The organism is Frigoribacterium sp. NBH87 (assembly GCF_014217665.1).
Taxonomy (GTDB): Bacteria; Actinomycetota; Actinomycetes; order Actinomycetales; family Microbacteriaceae; genus Frigoribacterium; species Frigoribacterium endophyticum.
The window spans coordinates 2,658,122-2,683,416 of sequence record NZ_CP043650.1 but is presented as its reverse complement, the minus strand read 5'-3'; the positions used below and the strand labels follow the sequence as shown (position 1 = coordinate 2,683,416).

Genomic DNA, 25,295 nt, shown 5'->3' with positions numbered 1-25,295 from the left:
CAGCCCGGGCGTGTCGCTGTCCACACCCCGGGCGTGTCGCGCCCGTCGCCAAGGGCGACCTCCGGGTCGCCCTTTCGGCGGACACCCGGTGAACCCCTGGTCATGAGCCTGTTTCATGATGCGGCCGCGTCTTGCGATTTAGGTGAGCCTTGCCTAACCTCGGGCAGGCCGCAGAGAGCCTGCCGCGATCACGCACCACCGGGAGCCCACCGTGACCCACCTCCTGTCCGCCGCCACGGCCGACGCCTACGCCCGCTCGACGACCGCCGTCGTCGAGCGCCTCGCCGACCGGTTCCGGGTCGTCGACCAGCCGTCGTCGGGCGCGCCCCGCGCCGACCTCCAGGCCCTCGTCGACGCCGTCGACCTCGACGGCCCCGGCACCGGCACCGACGCCGCCCTCCGCGAGGTGGACGAGCTCTTCACCGCGCACGCCGTCTGGTTCCACCACCCCGCCTACCAGTCGCACCTCAACTGCCCGGTCGCCCTGCCGGCGGTGGCCGCCGAGGCCGTGCTCGCCGCGGTCAACCCCTCGGTCGACACCTACGACCAGTCGACCGTCGGCACCCTCGTCGAGCGGCGGCTGATCGCCTGGACGGCCGAGCGCGCCGGCCTCCCCGCCGACACCGCCGACGGGGTGTTCACCTCGGGCGGCACGCAGTCGAACCTGCACGCCCTGCTGCTGGCCCGCGAGCGCGCCGCCGGACGGGCCCGACGTCAGGACCTCGACGAGGAGGCGCGGCTGCGGAGCACGAGCGGGCCCGGTCGACGCCCCGACCGGCGCCCGCGCTCCCTGCACGAGGTCCTCGAGCGGATGGTGGTGCTCGCCACCGACCAGAGCCACTTCAGCGTCTCGACGGCCGCGCGGGTGCTCGGCCTGGGGCCGGACAGCGTCGTCGCCGTGCCCACCGACCACCTCGGCCGGATGCGGCCCGACGCGCTCCGCGTGACCCTGGACGCCCTCGTCCAGGCCGGCCACGTCGTCGTCGCCGTCGTGGCGACGGCGGGGACGACCGACCGGGGCTGCCTCGACCCGCTGGCCGCGATCGCCGACGTCTGCGACGACGCCGACGTCTGGCTGCACGTCGACGCGGCCTACGGCGGGGGCCTGCTGGTCTCGACGACGCGGCGGCGCCTCCTCGAGGGCGTCGAGCGGGCCCGGTCGGTCACCGTCGACTTCCACAAGACCTTCTTCCAGCCCGTGTCGTCGAGCGCGCTCGTCGTGCGAGACCGGGCCGACCTCGAGCCGCTCGCCTGGCACGCCGACTACCTCAACCCGGTGGGCGCCGCCGACCCGAACCAGGTCGACAAGTCGCTGCAGACGACCCGGCGGCTCGACGCCCTCAAGCTCTGGGCGACCCTGCGGGCCGTCGGTGCCGACGGGCTGGGAGCGATGATCGACCGCGTCGTCGAGCTGGGCGCGGCCGCGACCGGGGTCGTCCGCGACTCCCACGACCTCCACCTGATCGGCGAGACTCAGCTGAGCACGGTCCTGTTCCGCTGGAGCCCGGAGGGGCTGGACGACGCCGAGGCCGACCGGCTCGTGCCGCTCGTCCGACGCGCCCTGGTCGAGTCGGGGCGCGCCGCGGTCGCGCAGACGGTGATCGACGGGAGGCCGTGCCTGAAGCTCACGCTGCTCGACCCCGACACGACCCTGGCCGACGTCGAGGGGGTGCTCGACCTCGTCCGCGAGGCGGCGAGCGCCCTGCACGTCGGCAGCACCGACGGCGCGGCCAGCGCGGCGGTCGTCCGATGAGCGCCGTCCCCGAGCACGTCCACGACCTGGTCGGCGTCGGCCTCGGCCCCTTCGGGCTCGGCCTCGCCGCCCTCAGCGACCCCGTCGACGACCTCGACACGGTCTTCCTCGACGCGGCCGACGCGTTCCGCTGGCACCCCGGCATGATGATCGAGGGCGCCACCATCCAGGTCCCCTTCCTGGCCGACCTCGTGACGATGGCCGACCCGACCTCCCGGTTCTCCTTCCTCGCCTGGTTGAAGCAGACCGGGCGCCTCTACCCGTTCTACGTCCGCGAGAGCTTCTTCCCGCTCCGCGTCGAGTACGACGCCTACTGCCGGTGGGTCGCCGACCAGCTCGGCACGCTGCGCTGGGGCCGTCGCGTGACGGCCGTCACCGACCTCGACGACGGGACGCTGCTCGTGCACGCCGGCGACGAGACCTGGCGCACCCGGCACGTGGTGCTGAGCACGGGCACCGAGCCCGCCGTCCCGTCGCACCTGAACGGCCTCGACGGCCCGGTCGTGCACAGCGCCGACTACCTCGACGCCCGCGACCGGCTGCGTGACGCTCCCTCCGTGACGATCGTCGGCAGCGGGCAGTCCGCGGCCGAGATCTACCGCGACCTGCTCGACGGGGTCGGGCGCGAGGGCGTCGCGGGCTCCGGCGCCCGGCTCGACTGGGTCACCCGCTCGCCCCGGTTCTTCGCCATGGAGTACACGAAGCTCACCCTCGAGCTCACGAGCCCCGAGTACACCGACCACTTCCACGGCCTCCCCCTCGCCGAGCGCGACCGGCTCGGCCGCGAGCAGCGCAGCCTGTACAAGGGCATCAGCGGCGACCTCGTCGACGACGTCCACGAGACGCTCTACCGCCGCAGCGTCGACGGCCCGCTCGACACGGCCCTCCTCACCGAGACCGAGCTGACGGACGCGACCTGGGACGCCGACCGCGGGCTCTTCACGCTGGCCCTCCGTCACGCGCAGCTGGGCACGACGGCGGTGCGGCAGACCGCCGCCCTCGTGCTGGCGACGGGGTACGCCCCACGGTCGACCTCGGTGCTCGACCCGCTCGGCGACCAGGTCGAGCGCGACGCCCGCGGGCGCCTCGCCGTCGCCCGCGACCACAGCGTCGACGGCGGCCGCGGCCGCGTCTTCGTGCAGAACGGCGAGGAGCACACCCACGGCCTCACCGCGCCCGACCTGGGCATGGGCGCCTGGCGCAGCTCGAGCATCCTCGCGTCGATCACCGGCCGCGAGGTCTACCCGGTCGAGCGGCGGGTCGCCTTCCAGACGTTCGGGCTGCCGACCGAGGAGTCGCGGGTCGGCTCCCCGGGAGCCCCCGCCGCCGAGGGGGTGACGGTCCGATGACCGCGGTCGCCGAGCACCGCGCCTCGTGCGGGCTGGTCACGATCGAGCCGTTCGAGGCGTACCCGCACGCGGTGCCCCTGCGGCGCTGGCTCTCGCACCCCGCCTCCTCGTGGTGGGGCATGGCGGGCCTCAGCACCGACGAGGTCCGCGCCCACCTCGGCGCGATCGAGGCCGACCCGCACCAGCGGGCCTGGCTGGGCCGCGTCGACGGCGAGCCGCTCTTCTACGTCGAGACGTACGACCCCACGCGCGTGCTGCTGGCGGACGTGCCCGAGGTGCGCCCCGGCGACGTGGGCGTGCACCTGCTCGTCGCTCCGCCGGTCGAGCGACGCGTGCACGGGCTGACCTCCGCCGTGATGGCCGCCGTGACGGGCTTCGTGCTCGACGGCCTGGGGGCGACCAGGGTGGTCGTCGAGCCCGACGTGCGCAACGCGGCGGTCAGGGCGAAGAACGACGAGGCGGGCTTCCGCGTGCTGCGCGAGCTCGAGCTGCCCGAGAAACGGGCGGCGCTGTCGGTGCTGACCCGCGACGACCGCGCCGCGGCGCACCTCGCGCCGGAGCCGATGGCGGTCGCGCACCGGCACCTCGTGACGAAGGCCCTCGCCGAGTTCTCGCACGAGCGGCTGCTGGCGCCGGCCGGCCTGGGCGACGACGCGTACGAGGTGGTGCTCGCCGCGCTGCCGCGGCACGACGCGGGGCGGGCCCGGCCGGGGCGCCGGCCGTCGCCCCGGCGCCGACCCCGACCCCGACCCCGACCCCGACCCCGACCCCGACCCCGACCGTCGCCTACCGCTTCCGCGCCCGGCGGCTCGCCCTCGAGCACTGGGCCATCGACGAGGCGAGCGTCACGCGCACGGTCGACGGGCGCCCCGCCCCGCTCGACGCCCTCGAGCTGGTCGTCGAGCTGCAGCCCCTCCTCGCCGTGCCCGAGCACCTCCTCGCCACCTACCTCGAGGAGGTCTCGGCGACCCTCGCCGGCCTCGCCCACAAGCACCACCGGGGCGGGCCGTCGAGCGAGCAGCTGACGACCGCCGACCACGCGACGATCGAGGCGGCGATGACCGAGGGCCACCCCTCCTTCGTCGCGAACGCGGGCCGGATCGGGTTCGGGCTCGACGAGTCGCGGGCCTACGCCCCGGAGAACGGCGAGCCCGTGCGCCTGCTCTGGCTGGCGGCCCGGCGCGCCCACGCGCACCTCGCCCTCGGGCGGGGCCTCGACGAGGCCGCCCACCGCCGCGCCGAGCTCGGCGACGAGACGCTGGAGCGCTTCGCCGCGACCCTCCGCGGCCGGGGCCTCGACCCCGACGACTTCCACCTCCTCCCGGTGCACCCGTGGCAGTGGCAGCACCGCGTCGCCGTCACCTTCGCCGCCGACGTCGCCCGCCGCGACCTCGTCCTGCTCGGCGAGGGCGACGTCGAGCACCGGGCGCAGCAGTCGATCCGCACGTTCTCCGCCCCGACGCACCCGGAGCGCAGCTACGTCAAGGTCGCCCTGGCGATCCAGAACATGGGGTTCCTCCGCGGCCTCTCCCCCGAGTACATGCGGCCGACGCCGGCGATCAACGACTGGGTGCACGACCTCGTCTCGGCGGACCCGACCCTGCGGGAGGCGCGGTTCCGCGTGGTCCGGGAGCGCGCCTCCCTGGGGTACACCGGCGACGTCTACCACCGCACCGCGACGGCGTCCCCGCAGCGGAAGATGCTCGCGGCGCTCTGGCGCGAGAGCCCGGTGCCGCTGCTCGCCCCGGGCGAGCGGCTGGCGACGATGGCGGCGCTGCTGCACCGCGACCGCGACGGGCACGCGCTGGCGACGGCGATGATCCGGGCCTCCGGCGTCGGCGCCGAGCGGTGGCTGCGGTCGTACCTGCACGCCTACCTGCGGCCCGTCGTGCACTGCCTGCTCGCCCACGACCTCGCCTTCATGCCGCACGGCGAGAACGTGATCACGGTGCTGCGCGACCACGTGCCCACGGGCGTCGTGATGAAGGACATCGGCGAGGAGGTCGCCCTGCTCGCCGAGCCGTCGTCGCCCGACGAGCTGCCGCCCGAGCTGCGCCGCGTCGTGTCGCCGGTCGACGACCGGGAGAAGGCGCTGGCCGTCTTCACCGACGTCTTCGACGGGGTGCTGCGGCACCTCGCGGCGATCCTCGACGTCGACCGGGTGCTGCCGGAGGCGCTCTTCTGGCGGCTCGTCGCGGAGTGCGTCGACCGGCACGCGGTCGAGCACCCCGGGCTGCACGGCGCCGTCGACCTGCGGGCGGCCCGGTTCGACCACTCGTGCCTGAACCGTCTGCAGCTGCGCGACACGAGGCAGATGGTCGACCTCGGGGCGCCGTCGTCGTCGCTGATCTACGCGGGCACCCTGCCGAACCCGATCGCCCGCTGAGGAGGCGCGGGGCGAGGGCGCGGGGCAGGGCGAGGGGAGCACGGCCGGGTCGGACCCGAATCCCCCCGGCCGCGCCCCGTCGGCGGGTGCCGACCGTCGACCGGGCCGGAGGCCTCACGTGCCCGGGACCTGGTCGACGCTACCGGTCGACACGTGTCGCGTCAGGGGGGTGGCCAGACGGGAGCCCGGGCCGTAGGAGCCCGACCGCCCGGATCGGGGTACGCGCTGTACCCCGGACCGGGCCTGCTCAGGCCGCGGGCGTCCGCGCCGGGAGGTCCTGCAGCTCGCGCTGCACCTGCAGCGCCAGCTCGCGGAGCAGCACGAGGTCGACGCTCTCGGCGCTGCGCGGCACGACGTCGGTCACGCAGAGCGCCCCGACCCGCACGCCGTCGGCCGTCTCGACCGGGTGGCCGGCGTAGAACCGCACCGACGGGTGCGACGCGAAGCGCGGGTCGGCCCAGGCGTCGGGCACGACGAGAGCCTGGCCGTCGCGCACCGTGTGGGCGCAGAACGAGTCGGCGATCGGCTGCTCGACGCGCATCTGGCCCGAGACGGCCTTGTTCCACTGGCGGCCCTCGTCGATCAGGGCGAACGAGGCGCCCTGCCCGCCGAGCAGCACGCGGGCGCGCTCGACGATCTCGTCGAACCGCTTCTCGGGCGGGGTGTCGAGCAGGCCGAGGGCGCGCACGGCGGCGAGCTGGGCCTCGGCGTCCTGCGGGGCGTGCCGGGCGCGACGGGCCGTCGCACCTCGCTCGAGCTCGCGGTCGATCAGGGGGGCGAGCAGGGCGGCCTGGTCGGCGGCCCAGGCGCCGTAGCGCAGCACCTGCAGGCGGCGGTCGGCCGTGCCGCCGGCGGCCGAGCCAGCCCGGCCCTGCTCGGCCGAGCCCGCCCGGGCCTGCTCAGCCGAGCCCGTCGACGGCACCGGCGGCAGCAGGAAGTGCAAGCGCTCGCGCCCCGCGCAGAGGTCGGCCGACAGCCGGTTGAGCACGCCGGCCTGCTGGTCGGCCGCCCCGCCGCGGGCGGCGCCGAACTTCTGGACCGAGCTCGGGGGCTGGATGCCGACCACGAGCAGGTGGCAGCTCGGGTCGGTGGCCTGCTCGAGCTGTGACAGCAGCGCGCAGAGGTGGCTGCTCCAGCGGTGCCCGGGCAGCAGCTGGAGGGCGTCGCTCATGCCGAGCACGACGACGACGGCGTCGTAGCCGCGGAGAGGGCGCGACGCGGCGAGCTCGTGGGCGGTCGCGACGGTGACGTGCGGGTCGGCCAGGGCGTCGACGTCGGCGCCGCGCCCGGTCAGGGCGGAGAGCCGGCGGGCGAGGTGCCCCGGCAGCGCGAGGTCGTGGCTGCGGACGCCCCAGCCGACGGCGGGGCCGTTGCCGAACACGAGCACGCGGTCGGGGTCGGTGCCCGGCGCGTGCGCCGAGGGGGCGTCGTCGGGGCGGGGCGTGGTGAGGAGGTCGTCGACGACGCGGTAGCGCCCGCGGGCGACCGTTCGGACGGCTCGGTGCATCAGGGACATGCGGCAGCTCCGTCCCCGGGTGACGGGAGAGAGGGTGGCGGGTCGGGCGGGGGCGGGGCCTGACCGTGGACGTTCGATCCTGGCCCACGCAGCCCGGGGCGGCAAGCCCCCGGACGGGGGCGCGGGGAGTCGCGGGTCGAGCCCCCGGTCACCCCCGGTCGTCGGGGCTGCGCCGCGCCTCCCCCAGCGCGGCGAGGTCGTCGCCGAGACCGGCGAGCCGCTCGTCGCGCTCGGCCTCGTAGGCGGGGTCGACGGCGCCCGCGGCGCGCACGCGCGTGACGACGGCGGAGCCGACGTCGGCCCAGGCGCGCTCGACGGCGGAGGCGACGATCCCGTCGACGTAGTCGCGGTCGGAGCGGAGGGCGTCGAGCCGGTCGGCGACGGCGACGTAGGTGTTCTCGCGGAACCACAGCGTCGCGTCGTCCGCGCTCCGGTAGTCGTGCTGGTGGCGGGAGCGGCCGCGGCTGCCCTTGGTCTTCGCGCGGGCGGCCTCGATGCGCTTGTTCTGGTAGCGCTGCTCCTCCGCGAGCCGGTGCAGGGTCCGGCCCACCGCCTCCGCGGTCTCGTCACGGTCGAAGACGTCGTCGTCGCGCAGGGCCCTGACCACGATGCGGTTCGCGACCGACACGACGGCCGCGGCCCGCGCGATGAGCAGGCCCTCCCCGACGGCGCGCTCGAGGGCGACCGGGTCGACCGGGGCCGGGTCGACGCCGTCGTCGGCACCGCGGTTCCTCGACCACCTCATGCCGCTGCCTCCTGATCCGGACGCCCACGTCCGCGTCGGACGTCCACCCCCGATTAAAGCCCCTCCGGAGGCGCGGCTCGTCACGCGCCCGCCCTTGCACGCCACGGGACCGACCAGTATGTTCGATGTCACCCTCCGGACGTCACGTCCAGGAGGGTCGACTCGACGACGAGAGGAGGTGACCATGACGAAGACGACCACCTCGACGCTGAAGCCGGGAGCTGCGGCGCGATGCGACCGCGGCAACTGCATGTGCACGTGACCTCTCGCGGCGGGGAGCCCCGTCTCCCCGCCGCGCCGACCTGACCGAGGAGCACCGTGCACCTACCCCTCTTCACCCTCTTCACGCTGCGTCGCGACCGGCAGCTGTGGGAGGCCCTCCGTGCCGCAGGCCCTGTTCGAGCGTGGGCCCTCATGTCCGAGCTCGCCGCCCTCGACCGCCCGCTCCACGACGCCTGCGCGGAGCCCGACCAGACGGCCGCCCATGTCGAGGCTCAGACACGGGCCTTCATGGAGCTGGCGCCGGCGCTCGACGAAGAGACGGCGACGGCTGCGGCCCGGCGGTTCGCCACGTACGGCCCCCGCCTCCAGCTCGAGTCGACCTTCCTGTCGCTCTGGCTCTCCGACGACCGGACGCTCTTCCAGGACGTCGTCGAGATCCGCGGCCTGGAGCACCTCGTCGAGGCCCAGCGCCGCGGCGGGGTGCTCGCCCTCCCGCTGCACCTCGGCCCGTCGTACGCCGTCCCGCTGGTCCTCGCGCACCTGGCGCCGACGAGGTTCGTCTACAACCGCATGAACCTCGCCGACCTCCGTGACGTCGCGTTCCCCGACCTCGACGTGGAGGCGTTCCCCGTCGACGACGCGGTGACCTTCCGCCGCGGGCTGGAAGCCCTGCGGGCGGGTCAGGTCTTCGCCATGTTCCCTGAGTTCGACCCGAGGGGGCAGGGGCTGCGCCACGCTCGTGTCCCGTTCCTCGGCACGACGGTCCTCGCGCCCGAGGGGCCCGTCCTCCTCAGCCGTGCCGCCCGGGTGCCGATGCTGCCGATCGTCCTCGACTCGGACGGCGGCGGGCACTTCACCCTCAGGTTCCTGCCCCCCGTACCTCCTCCCCTCGGCGACACGACGGGCCGGCAGGCACTCGAGTCGCTGTGGCGGGTCGTGGAGTCACAGCTCCTCGACGGCCGGGTCGGCGACTGGGAGATGTGGATCGAGTTCGACCTGATGTCACCGCGACGGGGAGAGCCGACGTGAGCGAGGGGCGCACGCTCGTGCGCGCCGTCGGCCTGCGTCGGGAGTTCCCCAGCCGTGCCGGGGTCGAGACGGTGCCGGTCGTCGACGGGGTCTCGCTGGAGGTCCGCGACGGCGAGTTCGTCGCCATCGTCGGGCGCAGCGGGTGCGGCAAGACCACGCTCCTCCAGATGCTGGGCGGGCTCGACGCCGTCGACGGAGGAGAGCTCGAGGTGGCCGGGACGGACCTGGTCGGGGCCGACGAACGAGCCCGCGCGCGCTTCCGGCGTCGGCACCTCGGCTTCGTCTTCCAGTCCTTCCACCTGGTGCCGACACTGACCGTGCTCGAGAACGTCGGAGCGACGGCGCTCATCGACGGTCGCCGGCGCGAGGACTGGGCCCCGGAGGCTTCCCGGCTCCTCGACGACCTCGGGCTCGCGTCCCTCGCACCGCGGCTGCCGCAGGGTCTCTCCGGGGGGCAGCAGCAGCGCGTCGCCGTCGCGCGCGCCCTGTTCGGGTCGCCGGACGTCCTGATGGCCGACGAACCCACGGGCGACCTGGACTCCTCGACGGGCGCGACCGTGCTGACGATGCTGCGGTCGGCCGTGGAGTCAGGCGCCGTCGGCTGTGCGCTCATGGTGACCCACGACGCGGTCGCCGCGAGTCGCGCCGATCGGGCAATCGCCCTGGCGGACGGCCGGGTGGTGGCGCAGCTCGACGTCGCCCGCGCCCGACACGACCAGGAAGGAGCGGCCGATGTGGTCGAGCGCGTGCACGCTTGGATGGCGTCACTGGCGCGATGACGCTCGTCACCACGCCCTGTCCACGGCTGCGGTGGCCGTCGGCGCGGCCCTCGTCGTCGCGACGCTGCTGACGAGCGACGCGGCGGAGCGGGCGACGGACGACCGGCTGGACGCCCTGGTCGCCTTCGGCGACGTCGCACTGGTGGCATCGGCGGGAACGGACGTGATCTCGTCCACCTCGCTCGACGAGATCGCCGGGCTGCCCGGCGTCGCCCGTCTCCTGCCGACGTTGAGCCACTCGAGCGTCGCAGCGGCACCGTCGCACGGGTCCGGCGGAGGCGTCTCGGTCGAGACCGAGGTGACGGTGACCGGGTACCCCTCCGACGCCGCCGACCTCATGGAGCGGGCGCTCGTCTCCGGCGCGTCGCCGACGGCGGCGTCGGGCAACGCAGTCCTGCCCCGGGACCTCGCGGACGAGCTCGGCGTCGACGTCGGGGACACCCTCGGGGTGAGCAGCACGGCGGGCGGCCGGGAGTTCGTCGTCTCCGGGCTCGCCGACGACGCGGCCCTCGGCCTCTTCGGCGGAGACACCGTCTTCGTCGACCTCGCCTCGGCGCGCGAGGCGTTCTCCGAGCCCGACGGGGCGACCCGTGTCGACGTGGAGCTCCAGCCGTCCGTCCGGACGACCTGGGCCACGGACCACGCCGGAGACCTCCCCGCCGGGGTCGAGGTGCAGGACACCTCGGCGTTCGCGACGGCCGTCGAGCCCGTGCTGGCCGTGCAGTCGCTCGTCCTCGCGGCCTGCTCGACCGTGGCGCTCGGACTGACCGCCCTGCTCACCGCGCACACCCTCCGGGCGTCGACACGGCGACGGGCGTCGACCTGGGGAGCGCTGCGCGCCCTCGGCGCACCGGGCCGCTGGACGGCAGCGGCCGTGCTCGTCGAGGCGAGCCTGGCCTCCGCGCTCGGGAGCAGCCTCGGGGTGGTCGTGGGGCTGGTCGGCGGCGTGCTCGCCGCCCCCGGCGCCGTCCCGTCGCTCTCGTCCATGGCGGGTCTCGGCGTCGTCGGCGTGAGCGTGGGGACGGTGGCCGGCCTCGCGGGCGCCGCCGCGGCCGCCCGCGACGTCGCGCGGAGCCGACCGGTCGACACGCTGGGCGGGGCGGAGAGGCGGCGGGGCGTGATCGCGCGCAGTCTCGCGACCTGCCTCGTGACGGCCGTCGGTGTGGCCCTGGCGACGACCGGGGGCCCCCTGGGCCGCGGCGTCGCCGTCGCACTCGCGGTCGTGCTCTGCGTCGTGGGGACGCCGCTGCTCCTGGCCGCACTCGGCCGTCTCCTGCGCCACTCCCGCCGCTGGCGCGTCGCGACGGCCGCCCGCCGGGCCTCGGCGTCCGGGGCGTCCGCCTCCGTGGCCGCGCTCTGTGCCCTCGTGACCTGCTTCGCGACCGCGGCCGCCATCACCCTGTCGACCGTCGCCGCCGCGACGCTCGACCAGGTCGAGCGCCAGTTCGGGGCCGACGTGCAGGCGAGCGTCCCCGTGGCGCTCCCGGACGACCTCACCGACCGCGTGCGGGGCGTGCCCGGGGCGGAGACGGTGTCGGCCTCGGTCTCGGGCAGGGCCCTGGCCGTCGCGGGCGTGCGCACGTCCGACGTCGGCCTCGTCGGCGTCGACGCCTCGAGCTGGTTCGACGTGGCCTCCGTGCCGTGGGTGGACGGCGACGACGACGACGCCCGCGATGCCCTGGCGCGAGGGGAGGGCGTCCTGCTGCCCGTCTCCGTGGCCACCGTGCTGGGGACCACCCTGGGCGACCCGGTCGTCGTGCAGCACGGCGGTCGCACGACCTCGCTCGTGGTGGTGGGCACCTTCGCCTCGTTGGTCACCGGCGACCAGATCGTCGTCGACGTCGGCACGGCCCGATCGCTCGGCTTCGCGGGTGCGTCGGCCTGGGACATCGCGACCTCGCCCGGTGCCGACCCCGACCTCGTCGTCCGCGGCGTCGACGACGTGTTCGCCGACGTCCCGGGGAGCTCCGTCGTGACAGGGGCCCAGATGCGCGCCCGAGCCGTCTCCGAGCTGGGGGCCTCCTCGGGCGCGCTCGTCGCGGTGGTCGGCGTCGGCGTCGCCTTCGGTGCCCTCGCGGCCACCGGCACGTGGGCGACCGAGGCGTCGCGACGGCGACGAGAATTCGCGACCTGGAGGGCCGTCGGAGCCCAGGGCAGCGACGTAGGGCGGCTCCTCGTGCTCGACGCCGCCCTCGTCGTCGCCGCCGCCGTCGCGGGCGGCCTCGCCTGCGGGGTCCCGGCGGGCCTGCTGGCGACGACGCTCGTCGCCGAGGCCCTCGGCACGGCCCTCGCGCCGCAGGTGCCCGTCGTGGGCCTCCTCGCCTGCTGCGTGGTCGTCGCGACCGCGATCCTCACCTCCTCAGGGGTGACCGCTCGCCGGACGGCAGCGTCGCCCACCGTCCTCGCCCTCCGGGAGGCTCCGTGAACGACCCGTCCGTCGCTGCCGCCGTCGTGACGACGCCCCCGATCCTGCGCCTCCGCCGGGGCCTCGTGGTCGAGCACGCCCCGGGCGCGCTCCGCGTCACGTCGATGGCCACGCGCGAGGTGATCGAGTACGCCGTCGACGACCACGTCGTCGACCTCCTGGCGTGTCTCGACGGGACCCTCGACCGGGGCGGCGTCCACCGTCGCCTGCAGGAGGCGGGACACCTCGTCTCCCTGGGCGTCGTGGACGCCGTCCTCGCCGTGCTGCGCGGCGACGGGCTGCTGGCGACGGGCCCGGACGCAGCGGGTGCCGACCCTCGACGGACGGCCCAGCTGCGCTTCCTCGACGAGCTCGCCTCGCTGCACCCGGCCCCCGGGCGTGACGCCGCCTCCCTCCAGGCGTCCCTGGTCGCGTCGAGGGTCGTCGTGCTCGGAGTCGGAGGCGCGGGGTCGACGGTCGTCGCCGCGCTCGCCCGCGCGGGCGTCGGGGAGATCGTCGTCGTGGACGCCGACGTGGTCGAGGTGTCGAACCTCGACCGGCAGCCGCTCTTCGACACCGACGACGTGGGCAGCCACAAGGTCGTGGCTGCGGCGGCTCGCGTCGCGACCGTCGACCCCGCCGTCCGGGTCGTGCCGGTGCCCCTCCACGTCCGGGGCCCGGCAGATCTCGATCCGCTCCTCGACGGAGTCGACCTGGTGGTGAGCTGCGCCGACCAGCCGAGCGTGGCCGCTGCCTCCGGGTGGGTGGCCGACGCAGCGTGGCCTCGCGGCCTCCCCCACATCGTCGGCGGCGCCTACGGCAGTGCCCTCGGCGTCCCGGGGTTCACGGTCGTGCCGGGATCGACCGCCTGCTGGTGGTGCGCCCGCTCGGCGGCGACGGGCCCGGACGACGACCCCTCGTGGCAGGCCGCCCTCGTGACTCCGCGAGGAGGGACGATCTCCGCCGTCACCGGCCTGGTCGGGAACATGACCGCGTGGGAGGCACTTCGGGTGCTGCTCGGTCTGCCCCTCGGCTTCTCCGACCGACTGCTCGAGCTCGACCTGATGACGATGCAGTGGCACGAGACGGGCGTGTCGAGACGACGGTCGTGTCCATGTGCCGGCGGTGCCTCTGCTCCTGTTCCTCCTCCTGCGTGACGGGACGCGGCCAGCGACCGACGAGGCCCCCGGCCGTCCGCACGGAGGCGGCGGCTCGGGGGCCCGGACGCGAGGGCGTCGACGAGACGGCTAGGCGCCCGCGGGCTCCGTCGTCAGCGCGTCGCGGACGGCGCCGACGAAGTCGTCGAGGTCGTCGGGCGTGCGCGACGTGACGAGCGTGAAGCCGCCCTCGACGTCGGTGACGACCGAGCGGTCGACCCAGCTACCGCCGGCGTTCGTCGCGTCGGTGCGGAGCGAGGCGAAGGAGGTGAGCTCCTTGCCCTTCAGCAGGTCGGCCTCGACGAGGAGCCACGGCCCGTGGCAGATCGCCGCGACGGGCGCACCGGCCGAGGCGAAGGCCTTCACCAGGGCGACCGCGGCGTCGTCCTGGCGCAGCGTGTCGGCGTTGATGGTGCCGCCGGGCACGAGCAGCAGGTCGTAGTCGGCCGCGGAGGCCTCCTCGATGGTGGTGTCGGGGCGGACGGACTGCCCCGGGTCCTTGTCGCCGACGAGGGTCTCGACGGGGCCGGTCGACTGGGCCGCGACGACGACGGTGGCGCCGGCCGCGCGCAGGGCCTCGGTCGGCACGACGAGCTCGTCCTGCTCGACGCCGTAGTTGGTGACGATCGCGAGAACGCGGCGACCGGTGAGATCGGTGTCTGCCATGGGGGTTCCTCCTCGGTGGCCCGCCGGGCGGGCCTCGTGTGATGACCCTCCCGGTCTACGCCGGGCCACTGGGCGCGGGCTCCGGGACGGTGTCCCCCGGAGCCCGCGCCGAGCTCGGCGCCGGCCACCGGCGCGCCGCCGGGCTCAGCGCCGCGTCGGGTCCCAGCCGTCCGTCCCGGCGAGGTACGCCGCCGCCGTCATGCCGGCCGCCGCCTCGTCGCTCAGCTGCGGGCGGGTCGCCGGCGTCGTCACGACGGCGCCGGGGCCGGTGTTCCGGTACTCGCTGAACCGGCCGGCCGTCCAGGTCGTCACGGCGTCCCAGTCGTTCCACGGCTTGTCGACCGCGACGGCCGACCCGAGCACGGTGTCGCGGACGACGACCTGCGCCTTGCCCTGCGTCGAGTACGGCCGGCCGAGGTAGATCGTCCCGGCGGCGCCGTCGGTGACGATCGTGCTGTCGGTGACCAGGAACCCGAACGGCGACGCCGCGGAGACCGAGGAGTCGGTGAGCGAGGCCCCGGGCCGGTCGAGCACGTGCACGGTGCTGTGGTCGATCACCGTGACGGCCCGGCCGAGCACCAGGTCGGCCCCGCCCTCGAGGTACGACCCCGTGACGAAGACGCGGCTGAAGGTCGACGTGTTGGCCGTGGAGGCGAGCAGCGTCTGCTTGTCGCCCAGCAGGCGCACGTGGTCGACGACCTGCTTGTCTCCCGACTTCACCTGCAGCGCCGTCGCCTGAGCGCCCGGCGTGCTCGCCACGCTCTTCAGCGTGAGGGCCCGCAGGGTCCACTGGGGCCCGGAGATCGTCATCGCGGCGACCGCGCCGCCGGGGGCGGTGACCACGACGTCGGCCGGGTCGCCGGTCGCACCGACGATCGTCACCCCGTAGCGGTTGCCGCTCACCACCGGGCCCGAGTAGGCGCCCGGCAGCACCAGCACGGTGCGGCCGCCCTGGGTCGTGTAGTCGGCGTTGTTCGGCAGGAGGCCCGGCGAGGCCGCGACCAGGGCGCCGGCCGCGTCGACCTGGCCGAGCACGCCCTGCAGCGTCGTGGCGTCGCCGCTGCCGTCGGCGGCGACCACGTAGTCGACCTTGACGGGGGTCGCGGAGGCGACCGCCGAGGGGGCCGACACCGCGCCTCCGGCCTTCGCGACGACCGACCACGAGTAGGCGGTGCCGACGACGACCGACTGGTCGACGAAGCGCGTGGCGTCGGCGCCCAGCGAGGCGACGACGGCCGAGCCGGCGGAGGCCGAGCTGCGGACCACGTCGTACCCGGTGACGCCGGAGGCGGTGCTCGCGGCCCAGCCGACGGTCACCGAGCCCTTGCCGAGCGTCGTCGTGACCGCCGTGGGGGCGACGGGGGCGACGGCCCCCGGGTCGACCGGCTCCGACGGGGTCACGGGCGTGACGGCTGTGGCGGGCGTCGCCGTCACGGTGGCCGGCGCGGAGCGGTTGCCCGCCGCGTCGACCGCGACGACGGCCCAGGTGTACGGCTGGCCGTCGGTGAGGCCGGTGTCGCTCCAGCTCGTGACCGGCCCGACCGAGGCGACGAGGTTCGCGGCCGAGGGCGTGACGGTCGTGCCGGGTGCCCGGTGGACGGACCAGCCGACGACGTCGGCGTCGGCCGGCGCCGTCCAGCCCAGGGTCGCCGACCGCGAGCCCGCGACGGCGGTCAGCGCGGTGGCCGCGCCCGGGGCGGTGGCGTCGGCCGGAGCAGCCGGGTCGGCCACGGCGGGGTACCAGGAGGCGGCGCCCAGCCAGGCGGACACGGTCGCGGTGACCGACTCGGCGGGGGTGAGCTGCGGCCGTGACGCGGTGGCGGTCGTCGCGGCGCCGGGCCCGGTGTTGCCGAACTCAGCGAACCGCGCCGCCGTCCAGGCGTACCCGTTGAAGTCCTGCCAGGGCGACGACTTGACGCCGGTGCCCAGCACGGTCTCGCGGATGATCGCCTGGGGCGCGTTCGCGGCGGTCGTCGTGCCCTGGGCGTACGGGCCGCCGAGGCGCACGTCGGTGACCCCGGCCGCCGGGGCGATCGTCGAGCCGACGACGAGGAAGCCCCGTCCGCCGACCGCGGTGGTCGACGGGATGAGCACGGTGCCCGAGGTGCGGGTCGGCGTGATGGTCGTGTCGTGCACCACCAGCGACGCCCGGCCGAGCAGGACGTTGCTCGCTCCGCGGACCGTCGACGACTCGATCATCTGTCGGCTGGTCGCGCCGGCGGTGGGCACGTCGGCCCAGACGGCACGGTCGACGGCGCTCAGCGCCACGCCGGTGAGGAGCACCCGGTCGCCCGTCATCGAGACGGCCGGGCCGTTCGAGGCGCCCGAGGTGTTCTCGACCGACAGCCCCTGCACCGTCACGCCCGAGCCGGTGATCGACAGGGCGGGCGCGGCCGTGCTGCTGGTCAGGGTCACGTCGGAGGCGCGGGCCCCGCCGCCGAGGACGGTCACGTTCGACCGCGCGATGGTCGTGCTGCCGACGTAGCTGCCGGGCTCCACCCGGACGACCCAGGGGCCGGAGCCGGTGGCGGCGTCGACCGCCGACTGGAGCGTCGGGTAGGGGCCGCCGGCCTGGACGACCGCGTCGACGCGCTGCGCCGGCGTCACCGCGACGGCCGCGCTGCGGGTCGACTCGGCGCCGGAGGCGTCGACCGCCGTGACGGTGAACGAGGTCTCCGTGCCGTTGGTCAGGCCCGTGGCCGTGAAGCCCTGCGTCGTGGTCGTGCCGACCTCGACCCCGTCGCGCTGGACGCGGTAGCCGACGACGTCGGCCTCGGTCGACTCGTCCCAGGTGAGGACGGCCTGGCCGCTGCCGCCCGCGGCGGTGAGGCCGACGGGGGCCGTGGGCGCGACGTCGGCGACCGGCGCGAGCGTCGGGTCCCACCCGTCGGTGCCGGCGAGCCAGGCCGACGGCGTCGCGGAGGCGGCGTCGGCGTCGCTGAGCTGCGGCCTCTTGTCGTTGACCGTGGCGCCGGGGCCCGTCGTGCCGTGCTCGGCGAACCGGCCGTCGGTCCAGACGTTCGGGGCGAAGTCGACCCAGGGCTGCGTCGTCGAGACGCCGTCCGAGATCCAGGTGTCGACCAGCGCGGTCTGGCCGCGGGAGTCGTCGCCGTAGGCGCCGTCGCTCCACGAGCGCCAGGGCCGGCCGAGCGCGAACGTGTCGTCGGCGTCGCTGGCGATCCGGCTGTCGACCACGAGGTAGCCGCGCGCCTTGCTGGCGGTGCTCGGCGCGAAGATCGTGCCCCCGCCGTGCGCGGTCGCGTGGATCGTCGTCCGGTCGAAGACCGCGGTCGCCCGACCGAAGACGAAGTCGACGTTGCCCTCGATGAAGCTGTCGACGTAGTACTGGCGGGGGTAGCCGCTGCCGTCGGCCGTGATGTTCCCCGAGGCGTCGGCGTTGAGGGTGTCCTGCACGCCGAGGAGGCGCACGTCGCGGTAGACCTGGCGGTCGCCCGTCGCGCGGAGGGCGACGGCCTGCGTGTTGTAGGTGCCGATCTCGGGGTGCGCCGCCTTGTCGAACGTGTTGCTGATCGTCAGGTCGCGCACCTGGACGCCGGCGCCCGACAGGGTGACGGTGGCGCTGCCCGCGGTGCCGCAGGTGGCGGCGACGACGGCGGGGCAGGTGGTGGCGGAGCGGGGCGTGCCGTTGGCGTTGTCGAAGGTCAGCACGACGTCGCGGGGGTCGCCCGTGCTGCCGGCGATGACGAGGTTCGACTTCGACGACGAGACCACGCCGCGGTAGGTGCCGGGCTCGACGACGACCACGGAGGGCTTCGTCGCCGTGCCGGCGGGGACGGCCGCGAGGGCCTGCTGGAGGGTCGTGACGTCGCCCGAGCCGTCGGCGGCGACGGTGACGTCGGCGACCAGCGGCGCGGGGGCGGGCACCGCGGTGACGGCGGCCGGGGCGGACGACGTGCCGGCCCGGTCCACGGCGACCACGAGGTAGTGGACGGCCGTGCCGTTCGCGAGGCCCGTGTCGACGAAGGTCGGCTTCGCGACCTCGGCGACGAGCAGGGCCGGGTCGACGGCGACGGGCTCGTCACCGGTCGACCGGTAGACCCGGTAGCCCGTCACGTCGGCCTCGATCGACTCCGTCCACGACAGGCCGACGCGCTGTTCGTCGGGGCTGGCGACCAGGCCGGCCACGGCGAGGGGCGCCACGTCGGGGCGCGGGGCCGCGACCGGGTCCCAGCCGTCGCTGCCCGCGAGGTAGGTCGCGGCCGTGTAGCCGCGCGCCTCGTCGTCGGTGAGCTGGGGGCGGGTGGCGGAGGCGCCGCTGCCGGGCCCGACGTTGCCGTGCTCGGCGAAGCGGGCGCTCTGCCAGGTGGTGGTGACGCCGCTGTTGACCATGTTCGTCCAGGTCTGGGTCGAGCTGATCACCGGTCCGAGCCAGGTGTCGCGGACGACGACCTGGGCGATCGCCGACGAGTCGGCGACGCTCGTGCCGTCGGCCTGCGCCTTGCCGGGCTGCCAGGGGCGGCCGAGCGACTGCGAGCCGTCGGGGGCGGTGCCGACGATGCGGCTGCCCGAGATCAGCACGCCGAAGCGCTGCGAGACGTCGGTGCTGGCCGCGGTGACGGCGCCGTTCGGCGACGTGCCGTGGTCGAGCGCCGCGAGGGTGGAGTCGTCGATCACGACGGTGCCGCGCCCGAAGACGAAGTCGACGTCGCCGGCGACGTACCCGCCGTGGAAGTACGAACGGGCCGGCACGCCCGCGGACGGGCTGTTGGCGTACCAGGTGTCCTGGTTGCCGAGCAGGTGGACGTTCTCGTACACGAGGCGGTCGCCGGTGGTGCGGAGGGCGACGGCCTGGCCGGAGGCGTACGTGCCCTCGACGTAGGCGTTCTCGACCGTGAGGTCGCGCAGCTGCACCGAGTTGCCGGTGATGACGAGCGTGGCGCTGCCCGAGGTGCCGTAGGTGTCGGCGACCCCGTTCGTCGTGGTGCCGGTCGGCGTGCCCGCGGCGCGGTCGCCGGTGATGACGACGTCGCCAGCCCGGCCGGTGGCGCCCACGACGATCGTGTGGGGCTTGCTGATCGTGGCGTACTCGGCGTAGCGGCCCGCGGCGAGCGAGATGACGGTGGGGTCGGTGGCCGTGCCCGCGGGGGCCGCGGCGAGCGCGTCGCGGAGCGTCGTGAAGCGCGTCACGCCGTCGGCGGGGGCCGCCGGGTCGACGACGACGTCCGTGACGAGCGGGGCCGCGGCGACGAGCGCCGTCACCTCGGCGGAGGGCGCCGACACGGCGCCGGTGCGCGAGAGCGCCACGACGGCCCAGCGGTAGGTCGAGCCGGTGCTGACGGTCGTGTCGCTCCAGGTCGGGGCGTCCACGGTGGCGACCGGCACGAAGGGGCCGGTCTCGTCGGCCCGCAGCACCTGCCAGCCGGTGACGGCGGCGGAGGCGTCGTCGCTCCAGCTCAGGTGCACGACGCGGGCGTCGGGCGAGGCGACGACGTCGGTCGGGCTCGCCGGCAGCGCCGTCGAGGCGGCACGGACGGGGTTCCAGCCGTCCTTCCCGGCGAGGTACTTCTCGGGCGTCGCCGCCGCGGCCTCCTTGGCCGTCAGCTGCGGACGGTTCTCGTTCGTGCCGGCGCCGGGGCCGGTGTTGCCGCTCTCGGCGAAGCGGGCGTCCTTCCAGGAGAAGGGCACCTTGACGCCCGACGAGTTCGTCGACGACATGTCGTCCCAGGGGGCCGCCGCGTCGATCGCGCGGGGCAGCCAGGTGTCCTTGACCACGACCGAGCCGAGCGCGTCGGGGTCGGCGCTCGGGTGCCACGGGCGGCCGAGGTTGACCGTGCCGGCGGCGGCGTCGCTCACGACCTTGCTGTCGGTGATCAGGAAGCCGTACTTGCTGCCCGTGTCGGTGCTCGCGGCGGTGAGGTAGCCGTTGTTCGCCTTGCCCCGGTCCAGCGACCGGAAGGTGACCCGCTGGAACACCGCGGTGCCGGCGCCGAAGACGTAGTCGACGTCGCCCTCGACGTAGCTGTCGACGTAGTACTGGCGGATGCGGGTGGTGGGCTTCGGGGTGTCGGCCAGCAGGGTGTCCTGGTTGCCGAGCAGGCGGACGGTGTCGGCGACGAAGCGGTCGCCCTCGACGCGCAGGGCGACGGCCTGGGCGCTGGTGATCTGCGGGTTCGCGGCCTCGTCGAAGGTGTTGGCCACGGTGAGGTGGTCCAGGGTCACGTTCGCGGCGGTGACGAGCACGACGGCGCTGCCGGCGGTGCCGAGCGTCGACTCCGGCTCGTCGGGGTCGGCGCTGCCCGAGGCGCGGGCCGACCGGATCACGACGTCGCCGGGGGTCGCCCCGGTGCCGTGCACCTGGACGTTCGGCCGCGAGATCTCGAACGACTCGTCGTAGGTGCCGGGGGCGACGTCGACGCGGTACGCGTCGAGCGAGGCGCGCGGGATCGCGGCGAGGGCCGCACCGATGGTGGCGTAGGTCCCCTCGGGTCCGACGGTCAGCACGGTCTGCACGACGGGCAGGGGCACGGCGACGGTGCGCGAGGTCGCGGTGACGACGCCGCTGGCCTTCGAGACGTTGCCGACGCGGTCCTGGGCGGTCACGCGGTACGAGGCCGCGACTCCCTGGGGCGCGCTGGTGTCGACGAAGCGGGGGGAGGCGCCGGACGCGTCGAGCGGGACGGTCGCCAGCAGGGTCCACGTGCCCCCCGCGACGCTGCGCGACACGGCCCAGCCGGCGAGGTCGAGGTCCTTCGGGGCCGTCCAGGAGAGCGCGAGGCCGGCGGTCGGGCCGGCGGCGACCTTCAGCGAGCCCGGAGCACCCGGGGCGACGTTCGGCGACTTCGCCGTGACGGCGAGGTACGACGACGCGTTGCCCGACCGGTCGACGGCGCGCACGCGGTAGTAGACGGTGTCGCCCTCGGCGACGGTCGGGTCGGTGAAGGTCGACGCCACGAGGACGCCCTGCCCGCTCGCCGGGAGGTGGGGCACGTAGACCTCGTCGCCGTTCCGCCTCGTCACGGTGTAGCCGGCCAGGTCGGCCTCGCCCCCGCCCGCCCACGAGACCGTCACGCCTCCGGTCGCCAGCACGACGACCTTCGGGCTCGACGGAGCGCGGGGCGGCGTGGTGTCGCCGGGGACGGCGGCGCTGACGACGGCCGCCGGGCCCTGCCCCGCGGCGTTCGTCGCGACGACGGACCACCACGACGTCGCCCCGGCGGGGGCGGCGGCGTCGACGGCGCTCGTCGCCGTGGCGGACGAGGTGGGCACGCGCACCCACGGCCCGGAGGCCGCGGCGCCGCGGGAGAGGACGTAGCCGGTGGCGCCCGGCGTGGCCGACCACGAGACGGTGGGCACGCCGGCGCTGCTGAGCTTCACGGCGAGGCCGGCCGGGGCGGCGGGGACGACCGCCGGGCCCGCCGGGCGGGTGGCGCTGACCGTCGTGGCCGACGAGGCGTTGCCGCTGTGGTCGACGGCGGTCACGCGCCAGGTCGACTTCACGCCCGAGGGGGCCTGTGCGTCGGTGAACTGCGAGCTGGTGACCGGCGAGCTGGTGAGCTGGACGGCGGAGCCGCCGGAGGAGGCGGTGCGGGTGACCGTCCAGCCGGCGACGTCGGGCTCCGTCGCGTCGGCCCAGTCGAGGGCGACCCCGGCGGCGGAGACGGTGGCCTTGAGCTTCGCGGGCGACGAGGGCTTCGTCGTGTCGGTCGCCGTGACCGACTTGACGCTCGAGAGCTTCGAGACGTTGCCCGAGCGGTCGACCGCGGCCACGGCGTAGGAGGCCTTCGCCCCGCCCGTGATCGTCGCGTCGACCGCCGACGGGGTCGTGGGGCTGGCGACGAGGGTCGACGAGGTCGACACCGACGACGTGCTCGAGCGGTACACGCGGTACCCGGCGAGGTCGCCGGCCGAGACCCTGCCCCAGCTCAGCGAGCTGCCGACCCCGCCGCTGTAGCTGACCTTCAGGCTCCTCGGCGCGGACGGCGGCGTCGTGTCGGCCGCGGCCGTGGCGGCCTGGATCGGCAGGGCCGCGCCGGCGAGCGCGACCACGGCGGCGAGGGCGACGAGGGCGCGCGTGCGACCGGGGGCGGAGGCGCCGCGGCGGCGGGCGGCACGTCGGCCGTGCGCCCGCGGGGACGGGGCGACGGGGGCGGAGTCGGGAGACGGCGTGACGGGACGACCGGGCATGGCGGTGGGGTGCCTTCGGGTAGGCGCGGCGACCGACCGCCCGGGCACGCGCCGACGCACCACGGCCGGGGGCCGTGGGGCGGGACGGGTGCGCGGCGATCGTGCATCGCAGGTTCGGGTGAGCGCTCACTCCGAGGTGGGGTGGGCCCCGGAGCGTCCCCATCATGGGGGACGCACAGCTCCAGACGCAAGGGTCTCTCACGTCGGCGTGTCGTCGGTGCTGCGGGCGCGCCTCCTCGGGGCTCCTCCGCCCTCCGGGCCGGGTCGTCGGCGCGCGCCCGCCTCAGCTCGCGAGCAGCGCCCGCGCCGTGCCCTCGTCGAGGATGAGGTCGGTCGCCAGCCCGGCCGCGAGGGCGCCGCGCACGCCCGCGACCTTCGCCTCGCCGGCGACGACGCAGACCCGCCGGGGAGCCCGGCGGACGGTGGCGAGGTCGGGCCCCGTGCCGCGGGCGTTCAGCTCGATGTCGGTCGACGAGCCGTCGGCGCGGTAGAAGACCGTCGCCACGTCGCCGACGACGTGGTCGGCGTCGAGGCTGTCGTGGTCGCTCTGCTCGAGGTAGCCGCCCGAGTAGACGTGGCTGGGCACGCGCGCGTCGCGCGAGCCGACGCCGAAGACGACGAGGTCCATCGACGCCTGCAGCTCGAGCACGCGCTTCGTGCTCCGCTCGCGCCACAGCGCCCGCTTCGTCGCCGGGTCGTCGAAGAACGCCGGCACCGGGAACTGCTGGATCGCCGCCGTGTACGCCTGCCCGAACCGCCGCAGGATCTCGCTCGCGTACTCGATGCCCGTCGTGCGCGTGTTCGCGGCGCCGTTCAGCTGCACGACGACCGAGTTGTGCGTGGGCTTCGGCACCAGCGACCGGCTCACGGCGCTGAGCGTCGAGCCCCAGGCGACCCCGATGACCATGTTCGAGTCGACGTACGGCGTGATCGTTCGTGCAGCCGACAGGGCGACCCGTTCGAGCCGGTCGACGTCGCTCGTCTGGTCGGGCACCGGCACGACGTGCGCCACGACGCCGAAGCGCCGGTGCAGCCCCTCGGCGACGGCGGTCGCCTGGTCGAGCGGCGACTTGATCTGGATGTCGACGAGCCCCGACTCGCGGGCGGACTTCAGGAGGCGCGAGACCGACGAGCGGGACGTCCCCAGCTCCGAGGCGATCGCCTCCATCGTGAGGTCCTGCATGTAGTAGAGGTGCGCCGCACGCAGCGCCTCCTGGGTCTTCTCCGCCGTCGTCAGCTCGGTCACGAGCACCTCCGTGCACATGTGTGCAGATACGTTGCACCCTCGCTCCGAGGGGTCGACCATGAGGTTACCGGCGAGACGGTGCGTCCACCCGCCCCGCCACCACCCCCAGATGGAAGAAGACCCCGTGACCGAGTCGAAGAAGATACAGAGCATCCGCAAGAACGTCGCCGCGATCATCGACCGCCCGACCGCGAAGGTGTTGATCGTCGGAGGGGGCATCAACGGCATCGCGACCTTCCGCGACCTCGCCCTCCAGGGCATCGACGTCGTCCTCGTCGAGCGCAACGACTACGCCTCGGGCGCCTCGGCCGCCTCGTCGCACATGATCCACGGCGGCATCCGCTACCTCGAGAACGGCGAGTTCCGCCTCGTCCGCGAGAGCGTCGAGGAGCGCAACGGCCTCCTCAAGATCGCCCCGCACTACGTGAAGCCGCTGCAGACGACGATGCCGATCTTCTCGACCTTCTCGGGCATCCTCAACGCCCCGCTGCGCATGCTCACGCACAAGCAGCGCTCCACCAAGGAGCGCGGCGCGCTGCTGATCAAGGTCGGCATGACCCTGTACGACTCCTTCTCGCGCGACGGCGGCTCCGTGCCCCGCCACGTGTTCCGCACCGGCAAGGCCGCGCTGAACGACATGCCGGCCCTCAACAAGGGCGTCAAGTACACCGGCACCTACTACGACGCGTCGGTCCACGAGCCCGAGCGCCTCGCGCTCGACGTGCTCAAGGACGGCCTCGCGGTCGGCACCGGCGCCCGCAGCGCCAACTACGTCGAGGCCGTCGGCTCGCGCGACGGCGGCGTGCTGCTCCGCGACGTCGTCAGCGGCACCGAGTTCGTCGTCCAGGCCGACGTCGTCATCAACGCCTCCGGCCCCTGGACCGACCTCACGAACCAGGCGTTCGGCGGCGAGTCGGCGTACATGGGCGGCACCAAGGGCTCGCACATCGTCGTCGACAACGCCGAGCTGCTCGAGGCCACCAAGGGCCGCGAGATCTTCTTCGAGAACAACGACGGCCGCATCGTGCTCATCTACCCGCTCAAGGGCCGGGTGCTGATCGGCACGACCGACATCGACGCCGACCCGTCGCAGCCCGCGGTCTGCACCGAGGAGGAGGTCGACTACTTCTTCGACCTCGTCAAGCACGTCTTCCCGCAGATCGAGCTCGGCCGTGACCACATCGTCTACCGCTACTCGGGCATCCGCCCGCTGCCCCGTCACGAGGACACCGCCCCCGGCTTCGTGTCCCGCGACTACCGCATCGTCGAGACGCCCATCGCGGGCCTGACCTCGACCGTGCTGAGCCTGGTCGGCGGCAAGTGGACCACCTTCCGTGCCCTCTCGGCGCACCTCTCGACCGAGGCCACGAAGCGCCTGGGCGTCGAGCGCACCGTCGACACGACGGGCATGGCGATCGGCGGCGGCAAGGGGTTCCCGACCACCGACGCAGCCCGTACGACGTGGGTCGCGGCGCACGCCGACGGCCTCGACCGCGACCAGGTCGACCGCCTCCTGACGCGCTACGGCACCCGTGCCGAGAGCGTGATCGAGACGCTGCTCGACCAGCCCTCGCAGCCGCTGGCCAGCGAGCCCGAGCTGACCGAGGCCGAGATCGCCTACTTCGCCGAGCACGAGGACGCCGTCCACCTGGCCGACGTCGTGCTGCGCCGCACGAACCTCGCGTTCGTCGGCGGCGTGACGATCGAGCTGCTCACCGAGATCGCCGACGTCCTGGGCCGCGCCCTCGACTGGAGCGACGAGCAGCGCGACGCCGAGATCGAGGCGACCATCGAGACGCTGCGCGCCTCGCACGGCGTCGAGGTCGGCTCGCAGCACGTGCCGAGCGAGACCGCGACGGCCTCGAAGTGACGACCCGCGCCTCCTGACCCGCGAGGGC

General features: G+C 75.0%; 14 protein-coding genes. 9 read left to right on the top strand and 5 right to left on the bottom strand.

Going from position 1 to position 25,295, the window contains the following annotated elements; genetic code table 11:
- Positions 1-211 precede the first annotated feature (211 nt).
- The 4 genes from F1C15_RS12550 to F1C15_RS16360 are packed head-to-tail and all read left to right on the top strand — an operon-like array spanning position 212 to position 5,488.
- The gene (locus tag F1C15_RS12550; protein ID WP_185231567.1) at positions 212-1,753 is read left to right on the top strand and encodes a pyridoxal-dependent decarboxylase; all 1,542 of its coding nucleotides are present in this window, start codon (positions 212-214) and stop codon (positions 1,751-1,753) included.
- The gene (locus tag F1C15_RS12545; RefSeq protein WP_185231565.1) at positions 1,750-3,102 is read left to right on the top strand and encodes a lysine N(6)-hydroxylase/L-ornithine N(5)-oxygenase family protein; all 1,353 of its coding nucleotides are present in this window, start codon (positions 1,750-1,752) and stop codon (positions 3,100-3,102) included. Before F1C15_RS12550 ends, F1C15_RS12545 begins: the two co-directional genes overlap by 4 nt.
- Entirely contained in the window at positions 3,099-4,127 is a 1,029-nt protein-coding gene (locus F1C15_RS16365; protein WP_370543593.1) for a GNAT family N-acetyltransferase, read from the top strand. The genes F1C15_RS12545 and F1C15_RS16365 overlap by 4 nt, the downstream gene beginning before the upstream one ends.
- Positions 4,025-5,488, top strand: coding sequence for an IucA/IucC family siderophore biosynthesis protein (locus F1C15_RS16360; protein WP_370543592.1), 1,464 nt, complete (start codon positions 4,025-4,027; stop codon positions 5,486-5,488). The genes F1C15_RS16365 and F1C15_RS16360 overlap by 103 nt, the downstream gene beginning before the upstream one ends.
- A gap of 247 nt (positions 5,489-5,735) precedes the next feature.
- Here F1C15_RS16360 and F1C15_RS12535 read toward each other — a convergent pair whose 3' ends face one another.
- Positions 5,736-7,004 (bottom strand): GAF domain-containing protein, encoded by a 1,269-nt coding sequence (locus tag F1C15_RS12535; RefSeq protein ID WP_185231563.1) that lies wholly within the window; start codon positions 7,002-7,004, stop codon positions 5,736-5,738.
- A gap of 148 nt (positions 7,005-7,152) precedes the next feature.
- Positions 7,153-7,749, bottom strand: a complete 597-nt coding sequence (locus tag F1C15_RS12530) for a hypothetical protein (RefSeq protein WP_056052594.1) — start codon at positions 7,747-7,749, stop codon at positions 7,153-7,155.
- Between the two features lie 318 nt (positions 7,750-8,067).
- On the opposite strand from F1C15_RS12530, the gene F1C15_RS12525 reads away from it, so the two are divergent.
- Genes F1C15_RS12525 through F1C15_RS12510 form a run of 4 tightly spaced genes read left to right on the top strand, consistent with a single transcriptional unit; the run spans position 8,068 to position 13,340 of the window.
- Complete coding sequence (locus tag F1C15_RS12525) at positions 8,068-9,000, top strand: hypothetical protein (RefSeq protein WP_185231561.1); 933 nt, start codon at positions 8,068-8,070, stop codon at positions 8,998-9,000.
- Positions 8,997-9,779: an ABC transporter ATP-binding protein gene (locus F1C15_RS12520; RefSeq protein ID WP_185231559.1), complete on the top strand. Its 783-nt coding sequence runs from the start codon at positions 8,997-8,999 to the stop codon at positions 9,777-9,779. The genes F1C15_RS12525 and F1C15_RS12520 overlap by 4 nt, the downstream gene beginning before the upstream one ends.
- A gap of 31 nt (positions 9,780-9,810) precedes the next feature.
- Positions 9,811-12,204: an ABC transporter permease gene (locus F1C15_RS12515; protein ID WP_185231557.1), complete on the top strand. Its 2,394-nt coding sequence runs from the start codon at positions 9,811-9,813 to the stop codon at positions 12,202-12,204.
- Entirely contained in the window at positions 12,201-13,340 is a 1,140-nt protein-coding gene (locus F1C15_RS12510; RefSeq protein WP_056052584.1) for a ThiF family adenylyltransferase, read from the top strand. Before F1C15_RS12515 ends, F1C15_RS12510 begins: the two co-directional genes overlap by 4 nt.
- Positions 13,341-13,430: 90 nt before the next feature.
- On the opposite strand, the gene F1C15_RS12505 is transcribed toward F1C15_RS12510, so the two are convergent.
- From F1C15_RS12505 to F1C15_RS12495, 3 genes are all read right to left on the bottom strand, one after another.
- Positions 13,431-14,006: a DJ-1/PfpI/YhbO family deglycase/protease gene (locus tag F1C15_RS12505; RefSeq protein WP_056052581.1), complete on the bottom strand. Its 576-nt coding sequence runs from the start codon at positions 14,004-14,006 to the stop codon at positions 13,431-13,433.
- Positions 14,007-14,150: 144 nt separating this feature from the next.
- Positions 14,151-22,151 carry a pectinesterase family protein gene (locus tag F1C15_RS12500; protein ID WP_185231555.1) on the bottom strand — a complete coding sequence of 2,667 codons (8,001 nt, stop codon included), beginning with the start codon at positions 22,149-22,151 and terminating at the stop codon, positions 14,151-14,153.
- A gap of 283 nt (positions 22,152-22,434) precedes the next feature.
- Complete coding sequence (locus tag F1C15_RS12495; protein ID WP_235491193.1) at positions 22,435-23,334, bottom strand: sugar-binding transcriptional regulator; 900 nt, start codon at positions 23,332-23,334, stop codon at positions 22,435-22,437.
- Between the two features lie 187 nt (positions 23,335-23,521).
- Between F1C15_RS12495 and F1C15_RS12490 the strand changes: the two genes are divergently transcribed.
- Entirely contained in the window at positions 23,522-25,267 is a 1,746-nt protein-coding gene (locus F1C15_RS12490) for an FAD-dependent oxidoreductase (RefSeq protein ID WP_370543591.1), read from the top strand.
- The last annotated feature ends 28 nt before the right edge of the window (positions 25,268-25,295 follow it).

Excerpts from the sequence above, each read along its gene's own strand:
- F1C15_RS16365 (WP_370543593.1), top strand. The coding sequence starts at position 3,099 with ATGACCGCGGTCGCCGAGCACCGCGCCTCGTGCGGGCTGGTCACGATC.
- F1C15_RS12505 (WP_056052581.1), bottom strand. The coding sequence starts at position 14,006 with ATGGCAGACACCGATCTCACCGGTCGCCGCGTTCTCGCGATCGTCACC.
- F1C15_RS12495 (WP_235491193.1), bottom strand. The coding sequence starts at position 23,334 with ATGCAGGACCTCACGATGGAGGCGATCGCCTCGGAGCTGGGGACGTCC.
- F1C15_RS12545 (WP_185231565.1), top strand. The coding sequence starts at position 1,750 with ATGAGCGCCGTCCCCGAGCACGTCCACGACCTGGTCGGCGTCGGCCTC.
- F1C15_RS12500 (WP_185231555.1), bottom strand. The coding sequence starts at position 22,151 with ATGCCCGGTCGTCCCGTCACGCCGTCTCCCGACTCCGCCCCCGTCGCC.
- F1C15_RS12535 (WP_185231563.1), bottom strand. The coding sequence starts at position 7,004 with ATGTCCCTGATGCACCGAGCCGTCCGAACGGTCGCCCGCGGGCGCTAC.
- F1C15_RS12530 (WP_056052594.1), bottom strand. The coding sequence starts at position 7,749 with ATGAGGTGGTCGAGGAACCGCGGTGCCGACGACGGCGTCGACCCGGCC.